Source organism: Paenibacillus jamilae, assembly GCF_050482105.1.
In the GTDB taxonomy this organism is placed as follows: Bacteria; Bacillota; Bacilli; order Paenibacillales; family Paenibacillaceae; genus Paenibacillus; species Paenibacillus jamilae_B.
In genome coordinates, this window is the sequence record NZ_JBCNHI010000018.1 from 102,389 (window position 1) to 117,995 (window position 15,607).

The 15,607-nt window shown below is 44.7% G+C and carries 12 protein-coding genes and 1 other annotated feature; of the genes, 8 read left to right on the forward strand and 4 right to left on the reverse strand.

Features of this window, described 5'->3' with window-relative positions; all coding sequences use genetic code 11:
- Positions 1–113: 113 nt before the first annotated feature.
- A complete protein-coding gene (locus ABEW32_RS15590) occupies positions 114–650 on the reverse strand; it encodes a type 1 glutamine amidotransferase domain-containing protein (RefSeq protein ID WP_430189013.1) in 537 nt (178 codons plus the stop codon).
- Positions 651–987: 337 nt separating this feature from the next.
- On the opposite strand from ABEW32_RS15590, the gene ABEW32_RS15595 reads away from it, so the two are divergent.
- The 4 genes from ABEW32_RS15595 to ABEW32_RS15610 all read left to right on the forward strand — a co-directional run bounded on the left by ABEW32_RS15595 (position 988) and on the right by ABEW32_RS15610 (position 3,807).
- Complete coding sequence (locus tag ABEW32_RS15595) at positions 988–1,434, forward strand: hypothetical protein (protein WP_430189016.1); 447 nt, start codon at positions 988–990, stop codon at positions 1,432–1,434.
- A gap of 101 nt (positions 1,435–1,535) precedes the next feature.
- Entirely contained in the window at positions 1,536–1,877 is a 342-nt protein-coding gene (ytxJ, locus tag ABEW32_RS15600) for a bacillithiol system redox-active protein YtxJ (protein WP_430189018.1), read from the forward strand.
- Positions 1,878–1,984: 107 nt separating this feature from the next.
- Entirely contained in the window at positions 1,985–2,992 is a 1,008-nt protein-coding gene (gene ccpA / locus ABEW32_RS15605; RefSeq protein ID WP_013371881.1) for a catabolite control protein A, read from the forward strand.
- A gap of 116 nt (positions 2,993–3,108) precedes the next feature.
- The gene (locus ABEW32_RS15610; protein ID WP_430189021.1) at positions 3,109–3,807 is read left to right on the forward strand and encodes a 5'-methylthioadenosine/adenosylhomocysteine nucleosidase; all 699 of its coding nucleotides are present in this window, start codon (positions 3,109–3,111) and stop codon (positions 3,805–3,807) included.
- Between the two features lie 11 nt (positions 3,808–3,818).
- Here the strand turns inward: ABEW32_RS15610 and ABEW32_RS15615 are convergent, their stop codons facing one another.
- Positions 3,819–4,451, reverse strand: coding sequence for a GNAT family N-acetyltransferase (locus ABEW32_RS15615; RefSeq protein WP_430189023.1), 633 nt, complete (start codon positions 4,449–4,451; stop codon positions 3,819–3,821).
- Between the two features lie 245 nt (positions 4,452–4,696).
- On the opposite strand from ABEW32_RS15615, the gene acsA reads away from it, so the two are divergent.
- A complete protein-coding gene (gene acsA / locus ABEW32_RS15620) occupies positions 4,697–6,412 on the forward strand; it encodes an acetate--CoA ligase (RefSeq protein WP_430189026.1) in 1,716 nt (571 codons plus the stop codon).
- 123 nt (positions 6,413–6,535) lie between these two features.
- Here acsA and ABEW32_RS15625 read toward each other — a convergent pair whose 3' ends face one another.
- Positions 6,536–9,559 (reverse strand): transglycosylase domain-containing protein, encoded by a 3,024-nt coding sequence (locus ABEW32_RS15625; RefSeq protein ID WP_430189029.1) that lies wholly within the window; start codon positions 9,557–9,559, stop codon positions 6,536–6,538.
- A gap of 135 nt (positions 9,560–9,694) precedes the next feature.
- Positions 9,695–9,963: a binding site (T-box leader), on the forward strand.
- Positions 9,964–10,040: 77 nt separating this feature from the next.
- On the opposite strand from ABEW32_RS15625, the gene tyrS reads away from it, so the two are divergent.
- Positions 10,041–11,294 (forward strand): tyrosine--tRNA ligase, encoded by a 1,254-nt coding sequence (gene tyrS, locus ABEW32_RS15630; protein WP_430189031.1) that lies wholly within the window; start codon positions 10,041–10,043, stop codon positions 11,292–11,294.
- A gap of 194 nt (positions 11,295–11,488) precedes the next feature.
- Positions 11,489–12,355, forward strand: coding sequence for an AraC family transcriptional regulator (locus tag ABEW32_RS15635; protein WP_430189033.1), 867 nt, complete (start codon positions 11,489–11,491; stop codon positions 12,353–12,355).
- 79 nt (positions 12,356–12,434) lie between these two features.
- On the opposite strand, the gene rpsD is transcribed toward ABEW32_RS15635, so the two are convergent.
- On the reverse strand, positions 12,435–13,034 hold the full coding sequence (gene rpsD / locus ABEW32_RS15640) for a 30S ribosomal protein S4 (protein WP_013371873.1): 600 nt from the start codon (positions 13,032–13,034) through the stop codon (positions 12,435–12,437).
- A 437-nt stretch (positions 13,035–13,471) separates the two neighbouring features.
- Here rpsD and ABEW32_RS15645 point away from each other — a divergent pair, with 437 nt between their 5' ends.
- Positions 13,472–15,457 carry a sensor domain-containing diguanylate cyclase gene (locus ABEW32_RS15645; RefSeq protein ID WP_430189036.1) on the forward strand — a complete coding sequence of 662 codons (1,986 nt, stop codon included), beginning with the start codon at positions 13,472–13,474 and terminating at the stop codon, positions 15,455–15,457.
- The last annotated feature ends 150 nt before the right edge of the window (positions 15,458–15,607 follow it).

Sequence of the window (15,607 nt, forward strand, 5' to 3'; positions counted from 1 at the left end):
AGCTCGGACGAAAAAGCACCTTCAAGACCAGTGATTAAAGTGGTTTTGAAGGTGCTTTTTCGATATAGCTATACATAACTTTACTTAAGTTCTGAATGTGCGGACTACATATCTTATTTCCGAGTGTTATCAGCTAATACATCGCAGAACGCTTTTCCGTACGGCGGAAGATCGGGCGGCCGACGAGCGGATACAATGTGTCCGTCTGTGACCACAGCTTCATCCTTCCAGATCGCTCCTGCATTTTCCATGTCATCACGGATACCTGGTGTGGAGGTGACTGTAACACCGTCCAATATTTTAGCAGAAATCAGCACCCAGCCTGCATGGCAGATTTGTCCGATGGGTTTACGTGCGGCATGAAACTCCTGTACGAGTTGAATAACCTTGGGATAGCGGCGCAATTTATCAGGTGCCCAACCGCCAGGAACGAGAATTCCATCATAATCGCTACTATTCAGTTCCTCAAAGGCATATTCTGCTTCAGCAGGTACGCCGTATTTTCCAATATATTTTTTACCCTTTTCAGCACCGGCTAAATGTACTTCTGCGCCTTCCTCACGAACGCGGTACACCGGGTACCATAATTCCAAGTCCTCAAATTCCTCATCTACCAGGGCAATTACCTTTTTTCCGGTAAGTCTTGACATCCAACCATCCTTTCCTGCGCCATATATGACACCTTTGTTTTGTAATCTTTACATTTACATCTTAAGAAAAAGTACGTCCGAAGTCCATTTCTTCGCAAATTTTCAGGTTAGGAGTTGCTCTTTAACACCAATTATCGTCATTTTTTGACCCTCCAAAGCTTTGGTAATTTGTTCATTGCTGCAATCTGTGGAAGGATTTGAGGCCCCAAAGTCGAAATAAAAAAAGGTATGATAGATTTTATAGAGTTAACAAATTTTTTATAGACTAGTAGATAGATATATCTGGATTCTGATGAGATCCTCATATAGTTTGATCCTACGTAATGAGGTGGTTAAAGTGCATAAGCAATGTCAATGCGGTGAACCGATGGGACTGGAATTGCGGAAGGTAATATATGCGAGCAAGGTTGAAATTTTGCATGTGCCTGTATTCTCATGCCCATCATGCTTTTCCAGTGAGGTTTTGCAGCATGTGACGAAGGACATTAAGGAGCTTTTACAAAGTCTAGGGAGCAAACCTGCGCCCCGGAGAATATCTTTTGCTCGCAACAATGAACTGGCAGAAATTATTCGCAAGCTCGTACTGGAGGAAGCGGACAATCCCAATGTGGATTGGCAATCTGCTTTGGAGGAGCGAATGGAGCTTCGAATTAATCTCTTACTGGATCTTTATCGCTATGCGAGAAGCCTAGGAGATGAAGATTGGATGAATGATGTAGAGAAAAAATTGGTTCAATTATCCGGTTTTACCAGTAAATCGGTATTTACAAATACAAAAAACTAAAAAATATGAAAATTTTCATGGTCACCATTGGATTTTACATGTTCTTTTTGTTACGATGAGAATAGGCCATACGACAAGACACAGAAAGGAATGTATATCCAATGGCGACGATGACGAAAATGACTACTATTCAACAATTAAGTAAGGCTCTGGAAGCGTCATCAGAGAAGCCGTTGCTTCTCTTTAAGCATAGCACGCGTTGTCCGATAAGTGCAGGCGCATATCAGGAAGTGGAGTCTTATTTGAAAGGTGCTTCCAACGAAAATATTGAATACGGTATCATTTATGTAGTAGAAGATCGGCCAGTGTCCAATGAGGCCACGGACAAGCTTCAGGTGAAACATGAATCGCCGCAGGCCATTCTAATCAAGGACGGAAAGGCTGTCTGGCATACTTCCCATTCGAATATTACAGCCCGTGCGCTCCACGATCATCTCACTTAGATAGAATAAGTGCTGTCGTTGCATAAAGTAGTATTTTGTCGTATCATGGTTCTAATTAGTTGATCTAGGATTCGGTTGAAAATTTATTGGCAATGGAGAGAAGGAATGTGACGGTAACGATCTATGATGTAGCTCGCGAAGCTGGTGTGTCAATGGCCACGGTGTCCCGCGTAGTTAACAATAATCCTAATGTAAAACCTCAAACCCGCAAGAAGGTGTACGAAGCGATTGAACAATTGGGATATCGCCCAAATGCGGTAGCTAGAGGTTTGGCTAGCAAGAAGACGACGACTGTAGGCGTGGTTATTCCGGATATATCGAACTCAATTTTTGCAGAAATTGCGCGTGGTATTGAGGATATTGCGAATATGTATCACTATAACATTATTTTGTGTAATGCCGACAAGCGGAAAGAAAAAGAAATCCGTGTTATCAACACGTTACTTGAAAAGCAAGTCGATGGACTTCTGTTCATGGGCGGCACAGTAACGGACGAGCATATTCAGGCGTTCCATACAGCTGCTGTTCCTATTGTTCTATGTGCAACGAGTGATGAAAAAGGTAGCTATCCTTCGGTCGATATTGACCATGAAGCAGCTGCTTTCGATGCTGTTAACACGTTGATCCGCCATGGACACCGTCAAATCGCAATGATCAGTGGCACGCTTCAAGACCCGGCTAATGGTTATGCACGTTTTCAAGGTTACAAGAGAGCATTGGAAACGGCTGGAATCGATTATCAGGAGGATCTCGTGCGAATCGGGAACTATCGTTATGAATCCGGTGTTGAAGCCATGAAATACTTCCTGGGCCTGAAGAAGAAGCCAAGCGCGATTTTTGCTGCTACGGATGAAATGGCAATTGGAGCAATCCACAGCATTCAGGATGAGGGACTGAAAGTACCTGATGATTTCTCGGTAATCAGTGTTGATAATATTCGTATGGCCTCCATGGTTCGTCCTCAGCTGACAACTGTCGCGCAACCGATGTACGATTTGGGTGCGGTAGCGATGCGTTTGCTCACCAAGCTGATGAAGAAGGAGAACGTGGAGAATTCTCGCGTTATTTTGCCGCATGAAACCATCCTGCGGTTATCGGTTAATTATTTAGACTAGGCACAGTGCCCAATAGGATACACCTTCGATGAAAGCTCCTTTGACGGAGCTTTTTTCGTGAATACATAGCTTCTTGTGGTGACATCATCATCAATCTAAGAAACGAGGGATACGTAATGAGCCGACTTTATGGATTAATGGGTGCGATGGATGAAGAAATTGAATTGCTGCTCTCGGCAATGACGGAAGCAAGCAAGACGACCAAGGCTGGAATCACATACACTACTGGAATGATTCACGGGCAAAAAGTAGTCGTCTGCAAGTCCGGTGTAGGCAAAGTCAATGCTGCGGTAACCACACAAATCCTGATTGATCATTTTGGCGTAGAACAGATTATATTCACAGGAGTGGCAGGGGCGGTGCATCCGGATTTAAACATTGGGGACATTGTCATCTCATCAACATGTATGCAGCATGATATGGATGTAACGCCATTGGGTTATGCCAGAGGGGTCATTCCTGATCAGGACACCTCAGAGTTCGCAGCCGATCCCGAGCTTGTCCGTTTGGCTGAACGAGCCTGCAAATCATTTGATGATCGATACATTGTCGGAAAAGTACTTTCCGGCGATCAATTTGTCGCAAACCGTGAGATAGTAACAGCATTGCATCACGAAATGGGCGGTGCTTGTACCGAAATGGAGGGCGCCGCAGTGGCTCAGACAGCTCATATGAACGCTGTACCTTATGTTGTCCTACGATCTATGTCTGATAAGGCTGATGGATCGGCTCACGTGAATTATGCCGAGTTTACGGTTGAAGCTTCGCATCGTTCGCACCGTATTGTGGAGTTTATGCTCAAGCATTTGGATTAATAGTGTAATTCTTAATACATGAATCTTCGGACAAAACGAATACGGTCAAACTGTTCTCGTGATTCGAGGGGCACATCGTCTCCCATTCGTACCATCAGACAGTTCGCAGGATGTGAGCATATTTCAGGATCATCCGTGGCGTACCATACCATATTTACAGTTTTCATCAGGCGTTCCATCATGCGGCGGTATTCCCATACGGAAAGACCGCTGCCTTTTAAATCCCAATGCCAATAGTATTCGGTCGTAAAAATAATATAGGATTCGAGCTGTCCGTCCTCAAAGGCAATCCGAATCATTCGGCTACCCAGGTCCAGCCCGCGATAGTCATCGGCTACCTCGACAGCTCCGAGTTCTAGTAAATCCTTCATACCTGCTTCTGACCAGCGCTCCATCTCATCTGGATAGTGAAAAGTCACATATCCCAGAAGGGTTTCTCCATCATGGGCAATGATGATTCTGCCTTCTGGCAGTTCTGAAATTTCCACCAGCGCGTTGAATTGCTCCTTTGGTTTACGAAAGGCGTCCAATTGCGTATGCATTTGAAATGACCGCAGTCGATCAGCGGATACCGGTCCTTCGACATGAATGATTTGTCCGTTATGATCCAGTGTGTCCAAGTGGTACAGTTTTAAATGCTGCATGTGTGCGACCTCCTTGTTAGCCATCAGTAGCTCTTCATATCCCCTACTTATAACAAAAAAACAAATAAATGAAAAGGATGGTCGTCACATCCTAACCTATGATATACTGATTTAGACACGAAATGTTCACAAATAAATGTTTTAAATCAATCCTCAAATCCAAGGAATAATTTGCAACATTAATTTTGTAAGCGCTATTTTGTTCTGTGTAATTCTCATTATTACATTGTGAGGAGGCTGAACGCATGAAGATTGAAGAACTCCAGGCTGTAGTTCCCACATCCAACATGGGCTCTTATGAACAAGCTTACAACAACTTTCAGTGGGAAGATGTAGAACGTCATTTTACGTGGTATGACACAGGTAAAGTGAACATGGCACATGAAGCGATTGATCGACATGTAGAAGAAGGTCGGGGGGAGAAAGTAGCGCTTTTGTATTGTGACGCAAACCGTCATGAAACCTACACTTTCTCTCAGCTCCGTGCTAGTTCCAACAGATTCGGAAATGTGCTGCGCAAATACGGTATTGGTAAAGGGGAGCGGGTGTTTATATTCATGCCGCGTTCGCCTGAGCTGGTCATTAGTTTATTCGGTGTTTTAAAGGTAGGGGCTGTTGTCGGTCCACTGTTTGAGGCGTTTATGGAAACGGCAGTTAAGGATCGCTTGGAGGATAGCGGGGCGGTGGCATTAGTAACCACACCTGCGCTTCTTTCACGGGTAAAACGTGAGGAGCTTCCTGAGCTGCGACACATTTTTGTAGTTGGTAATATGGACAAACGGGAGCAGGGAGTTATTGATTTCGAAACGGAAATGCTTATGTCCTCAGAAGAGCTTGAGCCCGAATGGTTAAGTCGTGAAGACGGACTAATTATTCACTATACCTCAGGTTCAACGGGCAAGCCCAAGGGCGTGTATCATGTGCAAAATGCAATGATTCAGCATTACTATACGGGTAAAATGGTGCTGGATTTGCGGGAAGATGATGTGTATTGGTGTACTGCTGACCCTGGTTGGGTTACGGGAACATCATATGGCATTTTTGCTCCTTGGCTAAACGGAGCTACGAATGTCATTCGTGGAGGTCGTTTCAGTCCGGAGGATTGGTACCGCACAATTGAACGCCACGAAGTGACGATTTGGTATAGTGCTCCTACGGCGTTTCGGATGCTGATGAGCGCAGGCGAGCAGGTTGTTGCCAACTATGATCTCAGCAGCTTGCGGCATGTATTGTCCGTTGGGGAGCCACTGAATCCCGAGGTAGTCAGGTGGGGATGGCAAGTCTACGCACAGCGTATTCATGACACTTGGTGGATGACAGAGACAGGAGGACAGTTGATCTGTAATTACCCAGAGCTGCCGATTAAGCCAGGCTCGATGGGAAAGCCACTGCCAGGGATTCAGGCGGCTATTTTGGACGACAGAGGCCAGGTGCTGCCTCCCAACAGAATGGGACATTTGGCGATACGCACACCATGGCCATCCATGATGAACCGTATATGGAACAATCCCAACAAGTTTCAGGAATATTTCCGCTTTCCCAATTGGTATGTATCCGGTGATTCAGCTTACATGGATGAGGACGGATACTTCTGGTTTCAAGGAAGAATTGATGATGTTATTAACTCCTCTGGAGAGCGCATTGGTCCTTTTGAGGTGGAGAGCAAGCTCCTGGAGCATCCCGCTGTAGCGGAGGCTGGAGTTATTGGGAAACCAGATACGGTACGAGGAGAGATCATTAAGGCCTTTGTCGCCCTTCGTGATGGCTATACAGCGTCAGAGGCGTTACAACAGGACATTTACCGCTTCGTCAAGGAAGGGTTGTCTGCTCATGCTGCTCCGCGTGAAATTGAATTTAAGGAAAGGTTACCTAAAACTCGCTCCGGTAAAATTATGAGACGTGTGCTGAAAGCCTGGGAGCTTAACCTTCCCACAGGTGACTTGTCTACTATTGAGGATTAATGGATACATGTTTGCACTAAAAAAGGGAGTCTCCATAGCCATTATAGCTATGGAGACTCCCTTTTTGTTAGGGTGATCTCATTCATCTTCACCCAACCTATCGTTTCCTGCGCTCTTCTTCAATTAAGGGCGAACTGCCCCAGAAGGAGCCGATTCTCCCATGGCGTTCATAGAAGTAACACGAAACCAGCCTTTGGGCTTGCTGCTTGGTTTATACTCAAAGCTGGTAGATGCGGTAGAGCCTATGTTTTTAAAAGGCTCCGCACCGCTTTCACTGTAATATACGTTATAGCCTGTTATAGCGTCCGCAGGCTTTCCCGCGCTCCATTGGAGTGCTACAGACGAGCCTGTCGCTTTAGCCTGGGGCTGCCCAGGTGCAGTAGGAACTTCCGTAGGCTGCGTCCCTGTTCCATCTCCCTCGCCCGAAGCGTCCGGTGACTCAGAATCTGCGGGTGGTATTTCAGGCGCTGCACTTGCTTTGGTGCTTGGCCCAGACTCATGTCCACCTACATCAACGGCGGTTACATAGTAGCTTGCGCTGCTTCCACCAGGGCTGTCAGTGAATACCTTGGAGCTGTCAGCCATGACGACCTTGCCAAGCCGTTGGAAGGTGCCTCCGTCTGTGGAACGATATAGACGGTAACCGACAACATCGCTGTTCCCGCTTGGACTAAAGCTGATTATGGCCTTGCTGTCACTATAACTTACGCTGACACTAGATGGAGCATTAGGAGCGGCTCCGTCGTCCTTGCGTGGATCAATCTGAGTAGGTGCTTCTTTATCTGCATCTTGAGGCAGATAGTAGGACAACGAGTTGTGTCGTTTCATCACTGTGAAGGCCTGCTGAAGCTCTTTAATCAATTCAGAGATTGGCTTTTCCCGTTTTCTAACGGTCCGTTCATACAACATATCATCTGGTGTACCATCACGTGGAATATAATTTACACCTTGATACGTGATATATTTCGCACGGGTGACACCATTTTCACTGTTTTTGGGTAGATATTTACTGTTATAAATGTCTGAACCATAAGCGGACGCTGTACGGCTTACAATACCGTCAGGTCTCTTGAAACTATCCGTTTCGAATAACTGAGAATCTTTAGCCGTTACTTCATTCATGATTATAGCCCATAGACGACGAGCCCGCTCTTTTTGTGCTTTCGTTTCAAGCTTATTGACAGGTTGCTTGTAACCAACCCACACCCCTAGCGTGACATCAGGCGTAAAACCCTCGAACCACACATCGGTATAGGATTGTGTAGTGCCTGTCTTGCCGGCAATTGGAATCTTGCTGGATTGGTTAAAGTTACGCTTCACCAGTTTGCCTGTGCCTTCTGACACGGCTGTACGTAGCATATCCGTCATCAGGTAGGCAGTTTGAGGTGTAAAGGCCTGCACAGGATTAGGCTGATGTTTATATACAATATTGCCTTGTGAATCCACGATCTTTTCGATCATATAGGCATCATTGAACACACCGCCATTAGGGATGGCTCCATATGCATTGGTGAGTTCCTCAACGGTTACCCCATGGGCCAAGCCGCCCAGTACACCTGTTTGGGCGTTGTTATCACTTGGTTCCAAGGTGGTGATTCCTAGTTTTTTGGCGAAATCCCAAGCTTTACTAATTCCTACTTTTTCGTTAAATAGCTTGAGTGCTACCGTATTTAACGATTGATTCAGTGCATAACGAGCTGTGACCAATCCTTGGTAGCGGTTGTTGGAATTTTTCGGGATGTGATATCCATTACTGCCATCTTTCAAAATAATAGGAGCATCATCTACAATCGTACCAGGCTGTACGAGTCCGCTGTCCAAAGCAGGCAGATAAGCGGCAATCGGTTTCATGGCAGAACCCGGCTGACGTACCATCTGGGTAGCATAATTCATTTGCTCCTTTTGGAAATCCCGACCTTCCATCATGCCAAGAATGGCGCCGGTTTTATGCTGAATCAGGATGGCTGCCGCTTGTTCGTCACCCTTGGTTTTACTAGTAGCAGAGAAATTGTCCTTGTTTTCTGCAATTTGACGCATGGACTTATACACGCTCTTATCAATGGTGGTATATACCATATAGCCGCCTGTGCGAAGCTGCTGCTCAGCTTCTTTGAGCAAGTCGTTATCATCCTTCGTTTTGGTATCTGCACTGGCGTTAGCTGCTTGGTTCGGATTGGTGACAGACATAAGTGCCTGTGCCGCTTGCCGCTCCGTTTCCATCATAAGATATGGATAAGTGTTGTAAGCTTTAACAGTGCGTGGTGCAAGAGATTTTTTGATATCAAAAGCCATTGCTTCATCATACTGGGCTTTATTGATTTTATTCTCCTCCAGCATTCGGCTGAGCACCAGATGCTGACGGTTCATCGCCCTTTTAAAGCCTGTTTCATTAAATTCGCCTTTACCGTTGTATGCAGAATAAGAAGAAGGGAGCTGCGGCAGACCTGCCAGATAGGCAGCTTGGGCCACATTAAGCTTGTTCAAATCATTCTCATTAAAAATACCTTTGGCCGCTGCCTTAATACCAAAGACGTTGTAACCGCTTGATCCATTACCATAAGGTACCTTATTGAGATAAGCGGTAATAATTTGCTGCTTGCTCAGGAAGCGCTCAAGGCGCAGAGATAGCAAAATTTCTTTGACCTTGCGGTCATCCGTGCGATCAAGATTCAAAAAGACACGACGCGCAAGCTGCTGGGTAAGAGTACTCCCTCCAGTTTGTACGGATTCATGTAGTGCCTTTTGCTTCACAGCACGCAGCGTTCCCGACAAATCGACACCTTTATGCTCGTAAAAATGGTTATCTTCAATGGCAATGACTGCGTCAATGACGAGTTGGGGGATTTCCTTAAACGTAACAGGTCTTCGATCCTCCTCAGTCCGGAGTTGCCCGATGGGAGAGCCATCATTGAAATAAGCGAATCCTGTTATGGCATTCTTATCTACTTCCTGTAGAATCATAGATCTGGAACGCACGGGCTCGTTTTTTACAATAGAAGCAACATAGCCGGCGGCGGTTCCTCCTGCGAACAGTGCTCCCATAAAACCGATGATAACGACCCACTTTATGACACGGCCGAGCCTTCGCATGGTTCTCCGTAAGCGGGAAGGCTTTGGCTCTGATACATTATTTTTTTCTTCAACCATTAAGTCTTCCTCCTTTATAACAGCCATTATTATAGCATAAAATTACAAAATGAACCCATATGCTAAAAAGCCTGTCTTTTGGTGTCGTTGACTACACAAAAACTGTGTGTTATAAATAGGTCAAAGTAAATATCGTGAAAAGCAGAGAAAGACTTCAGTAGAAGGCGGAATCACGTTGTGCAGAGAGCCGATGGGTGGTGTGAATCGGTAGCGTCCCTCCTTTGAATTACCGTCTGGAGCTGTCTGGATGAACGGAAAGCTTTTGCAGGTTTGCGAAGCGCCTATAGTAATCCGGTACCGGGTGTAGACCCGTTATAAGAATGAAGTGAAAGAAGCGTCTGTGTTTTTGGCATACGTTTCTTTAATTAGGGTGGTAACGCGAGCAGCTCCTTCTCGTCCCTTGGGATGAAAGGGGCTTTTTGTTTTGTTTATTTGTTTTTTTAATAGTAATTTTTGGAATGAAGAATAGGAGGTATTCAGGATGAAATGGGAAGAATTGAAGCCTGAGCAAAAAGCAGAGGTAGAACGACAACTAGAAGTGATCCGTCGTGGAGTGGCGGAAATTGTACCTGAGGATGAGCTGAAGCGTAAGGTGATCAAATCGGTTGTTAGCGGCGAGCCGCTCAAAATTAAGCTGGGCCTGGACCCGTCTGCGCCCGACATTCATATCGGACATACGGTTGTTATGCACAAACTGCGCCAGTTCCAGGAGCTAGGTCATCAAGTGCAGCTGATTATCGGGGATTTTACAGGCAGAATTGGTGATCCAACAGGCAAATCGGAGACCCGCAAGCAACTGACTGAGGAAGATGTTCAGCGCAACGCACAAACGTACAAGGAGCAGATTTTTAAGATTCTCGATCCTGAAAAGACCAAGGTATACTACAATTCCGAGTGGTTAGGACCGATGTCTTTTGCGGATGTAGTAACCCTGTCTGCCAAAGTAACGGTTGCCCGTATGTTGGAACGGGATGATTTTACAAAACGGTACCAAAATGGCTTGCCGATCAGCATCCATGAGTTCTTTTACCCGCTGATGCAGGGCATGGACTCTGTAGCTCTCCAAAGCGATATAGAACTGGGAGGGACAGATCAGAAGTTTAATCTGCTGATGGGTAGAACGCTGCAAAAAGAATACGGAGTGGAGCCGCAGGCAACTATTACATTACCACTGCTTGAGGGGCTTGACGGCGTTCAAAAGATGAGTAAAAGTTTGGGGAACTACATTGGTGTGGATGAGGAGCCAAACGAAATTTACGGTAAATCCATGTCTGTTCCTGACGAGCTAATGCTAAAATATTTTGAGCTTGCAACAGATATTAGCAATGAAGAGCTGGCAGAGCTGGCGAAAGGTGTTAAAGAGGGCTCAGTGCATCCGCGTGATGCAAAAATGAAGCTGGCCGGAACATTAGTGCGCATGTACCACGGTGAAGAGGCGGCAGATACGGCTAAACAACATTTTGTGACCGTATTCCAACAACGCGCGCTTCCTGACGATATTGAAGAATTCACGTTAACAGCTGATCAGCTAGAAGAAGGCGGCATTCGTGTCATCCAGTTGCTGACTCATCTAGGCTTTGCAGCATCTAACGGTGAGGCCAAGCGTAGTATTCAGCAGGGTTCGGTTAAAATTAACGAAGAGAAGTGGACCGATGTGAACGAAGCGTACAAGCCGCAAGAAGGCGATATTGTACAGGTAGGTAAACGTAAATTTGCTAAAATTAAGCTTGGATAATTAAAATACATTCAAAAGCAGCGTTGAGATTGGTCTTGAATCTCAGTGCTGCTTTTTTATTTCTGAAAGTGAAAAGCCGTGGTAAACTTAGCACAAATAATCAAACAAGTAGGTAAAGAGTTTTACATAATGAATACGTGGGTTACTCAATGTGGGTGTAGGCTAGATAAATTACAAGTACGGGGAAGGGTTATATGGACTACTTTAAACGAATTCAGTATGCAATTGAGTTTATTGAATTGAATCTCCGCGAGGATTTAAAGATTGCCGAGATTGCTGCACAGGCATATTTTTCAGCTTTTCATTTCCAACGGGTTTTTCAGGCCATTTCAGGTTTTACAGTTCAACAATATATAAGAAGGAGAAGATTGTCCGAGGCAGCTGGGCGGCTAAAACAATCCAATCAAAAGGTATTGGACATTGCTATTGAGTATCAGTATAACTCACAAGAAGCTTTTACTCGCGCTTTTGAAAAAAGTTTTGGGATTACCCCTGGGAAATATCGTAACTGCAATATTGAGCTTTCTGTTCAAAGCAAAATCAATTTTCTGGATTACCAAAAAAACGCAACGGAGGAATTAGAGGTGAACAAGCCTGTGATATTGCAACTCGAAACGACCAAAATTGTAGGATATGAATATAAAACAAATCTGAATAATGAGCAGCATTACAAAGAGATTCCAGGATTTTATGAACACTTTGGGGCACATGAATATTTTATGTGTATTCCGAATAAAATCGCACCAGGAATGTCCTATGGGATTGCCTGTCGATTTGAAGACAACGGTGCATTTTCATTTGTAGTAGGTGAGGCAGTTGAAACAGAGTCGAAAGAATTGGCAGAAGGCTTCATATATATGGAGATTCCAGCTGGGAAGTATGCTGAGTTTGACGCTTCAGGTTCAAATGGACGGGTTCAGAATATACGAGACTTTATCTACGGTACATGGCTTCCTAATTCTAACTTTGAACGGAGGGAGGGGCCTGATTTTGAAATTACGGACGTGATGAATTCCTATCCTGATCATTTGAATATGAAGGTATACATTCCCATTGAGTAAACCCCCTCAAGCTTAATGCGTGGAGAACGTAAAAAAGCACCCGAATAAATTCGGGTGCTTTTCGGTGCTAATGCAAGGATTAGCGGTTGTAGAATTCGACGATTTGTTTTTCATCGATATCTTGAGACAATTCAGCACGCTCAGGCAAACGAATGTATTTACCTTCCAGAGCTGCGTCATTGTACTCCAGGTAAGCTACCAAGTGGTTGCGGTTTTCCAAAGCTTCTTTGATGGAAGACAGGGAACGGCTTCTTTCACGAAGACCGATCACGTCACCAGGGCTTACTTGGTAAGAAGCGATGTCAACTTTTTTGCCGTTCACAGTAACGTGACCATGAGCTACCAATTGACGTGCGCCTGCACGGGAATTAGCAAAGCCAAGACGGAATACAAGGTTGTCCAGGCGGCTTTCCAGCAAGAACATAAAGTTTTCACCAGCGATACCGTGCATGTGTTGAGCTTTGTTGAACAGGGTACGGAATTGTTTTTCACCCAAACCGTACATGTGGCGCAGCTTTTGTTTTTCTTGAAGCTGCATACCGTAGTTACTGATTTTTCTCCGTTGGTTTGCACCATGTTGTCCCGGAGGGAAAGGGCGTTTCAATTCTTTACCTGTGCCGCTCAGGGAAATACCGAGACGACGGCTCAATTTAAATTTAGGACCAGTGTAACGTGCCATTATAGAGTTAACTCCTTCATAATTAAAATTTGAGTTGGGGCTCTCTTTGCGCTCCAATTTGTTCGGCGCTACCTAGTAAGGTGAGACGCACTACTGACAGAAAAGTTCAGCCGCTGTCCTGTCAGCAACAAATAAGATGAGGGTGACACAAACTGTTACGCCCAAAATTTAAGATCCGCACAGTAGATAGTTTCTGCCGTACAGTCTTTTTCAATAATATATATTATATGTAATGGTGGGTCAATGTCAAGAAGAGAAAAAGAATGAAAACGTCAAAATTTGTCGATAGGGCTTTAGAACTAAAAAAATGGGACGAATTTCTGAAAAATGGATGCAAATTTCTAAAGTTGAGAGTAAAATAGATCATATTATGAGCTATAGTGGTGTATAGCCGCTGTCTTGGTACAGCTAATTTTGCTGTGAAGGAGCGCCTTAATATGTCGGAATTTTCAACAACGGATCAGCAAACGCTTGACAGTAAAACAGTCCAGGCTAGCGGTGCTCCGCTGTTTGATGATAAAGGATATACGTCTTTTGCCTGGCTCCAGAACATGGATATGACACCCTATGATTACCCCTATATTAATCAGCTTCTCGTCCAAGGATATCGGAATTGGTTACAGCAGAGCAATGGGATATCCTGGATCAACGAAGAGTACACTGCTGTTTTTAATTTTACAGGTGTTCGAGTTGCTGGTAGGGAAGAAGACGATGACGAGGATTTAGAGTTGGTCGAGCGTTGTTGCATATCTAGAGAGATGGAAGTGAGCCAGCGTAAGCTTCGAGACGGGAGCCTTGCGTTTGTATACATGGTTCCCATACTATGCCGCAATTACAGGAGAGAGCCCTTTGCTGCTCTTCGTTTTACACGGCCTGCTCAACATTCTGTCTCAAATCAGGATGCATTGTTAGTGGCTTCTTTGCATTTTAGATCCTGCTTTTACTCAAAGTTTGAGTATATATTTATGGAAGACATCCTGGGGATGCAGAGTCGGAGCGAACGTGAAGGCAGACGCCGCTCTATTTTATTTCAGATTGTAAAACGGATGCATGACAAGATTGATGTGGAGGGTGTGCTGGACGAAGTATTCGGAAGCATCGCCTATTTGTTTCCCCATGTGGATATCACGTTGTACATGAGTCAGGATCGGCACAGTCGAAATCCTCAGGTTAAGCCTTTGTTACTGCATGAACGGGACGAGGATGTATGTGTCCGTGCATTTATGAAAGGGCAAATGGCTGTGAATGAGCCTACTGGTTTACAAGATGAAATAACTGAAATCGGTATCCCATTACGTGGCAAGCAAGGCGTATACGGTGTTTTCCATATGATTCTTCCGGCAGGAGCGGGTAGTATGGAGAAAGTGGATGTAGAGCTGATTGCGATGATGGCAGATACAGCTGGCACCGCATTTGAAAATGCGAAACTACTGGAACAATCGAATGTACTAATCCATGAATTACGGCTCATTAATGAACTGGTTCAGCGTTTGAATCAGAGCCTCAAATTAAATGAAATATTTGAGTTTGCTGTGCAGGAGTTACTAAAAATGTTCTTGGCCGACTTTTGTTGTATTGTGCAGTTGGAGCAGGATGAAAGCTGTTTTAAGGTTATGTCGAGCAATGTGGAAAGTTTAAAGCTGGAGAGCTACCCTCGGGAAGGTGGATTTGCTGGGCTGATATGCAAAACAGGAGAACCTGTGATTGTGTCAGACTATAGAAAAGATGGGAAAATATCTTCTCGGTTTATGGATACAACAGACTCTCAGTCTTTGATGGCTGTGCCTATGAAGAACAGAGGTACTCCTAGAGGGGTTATATTATTGTCGAGCAAGCTTCCGCACTTCTTTTCTTACGATAATTACAAGATGCTGCAAATGCTAGCTCCTCACATCGGGCTGGCTGTAACCAATGCTATGTTGCATGCGGAGGTACGGCGTCTGGCGAATATGGACATGTTAACAGGTTTGTATGTACGTCATTATGTAGACCGAATTATTCAGGAACATCAGGAAAAGGACTTCTGTGGCTCTCTTATCTTGGTAGATATTGATCAATTCAAGCAGGTGAATGATATGTATGGCCATCAGACGGGTGACGAAATTCTTAAAAACGTCAGCAATATTGTTCGTTCGGCGACTCGTGACGAGGATGTATGTGCCAGATGGGGTGGAGAGGAGCTTGCCATTTACTTGCCACAGTTGGGGGTACAGCAGGCACTGGAATATGCAGAAAAAATACGTTACCGCGTACAGTATGAAACTGATCCTCAGGTGACTGTTTCCTGCGGGATTGCTGAATGGAACTGGCTGGACGAGCAGATCAGTATCGAATCTTTATTTTATAGGGCTGATATGGCCTTGTATGAAGCGAAAAATGAAGGGCGTAATCGTATAGTTATTGATCATATTGGTGATATGTAGAGAATATTCCTTAGGGAATGTTCTCTTTTTGTCTTGCATAACCGATTGTGGACAGGTAATCCTAAGCGTAACGATAACATGGATGTTCTGCAAAAAAATTTTATCATGATTACAGTTATGCTTAGGATAGGACGGATGATGGTATGTATT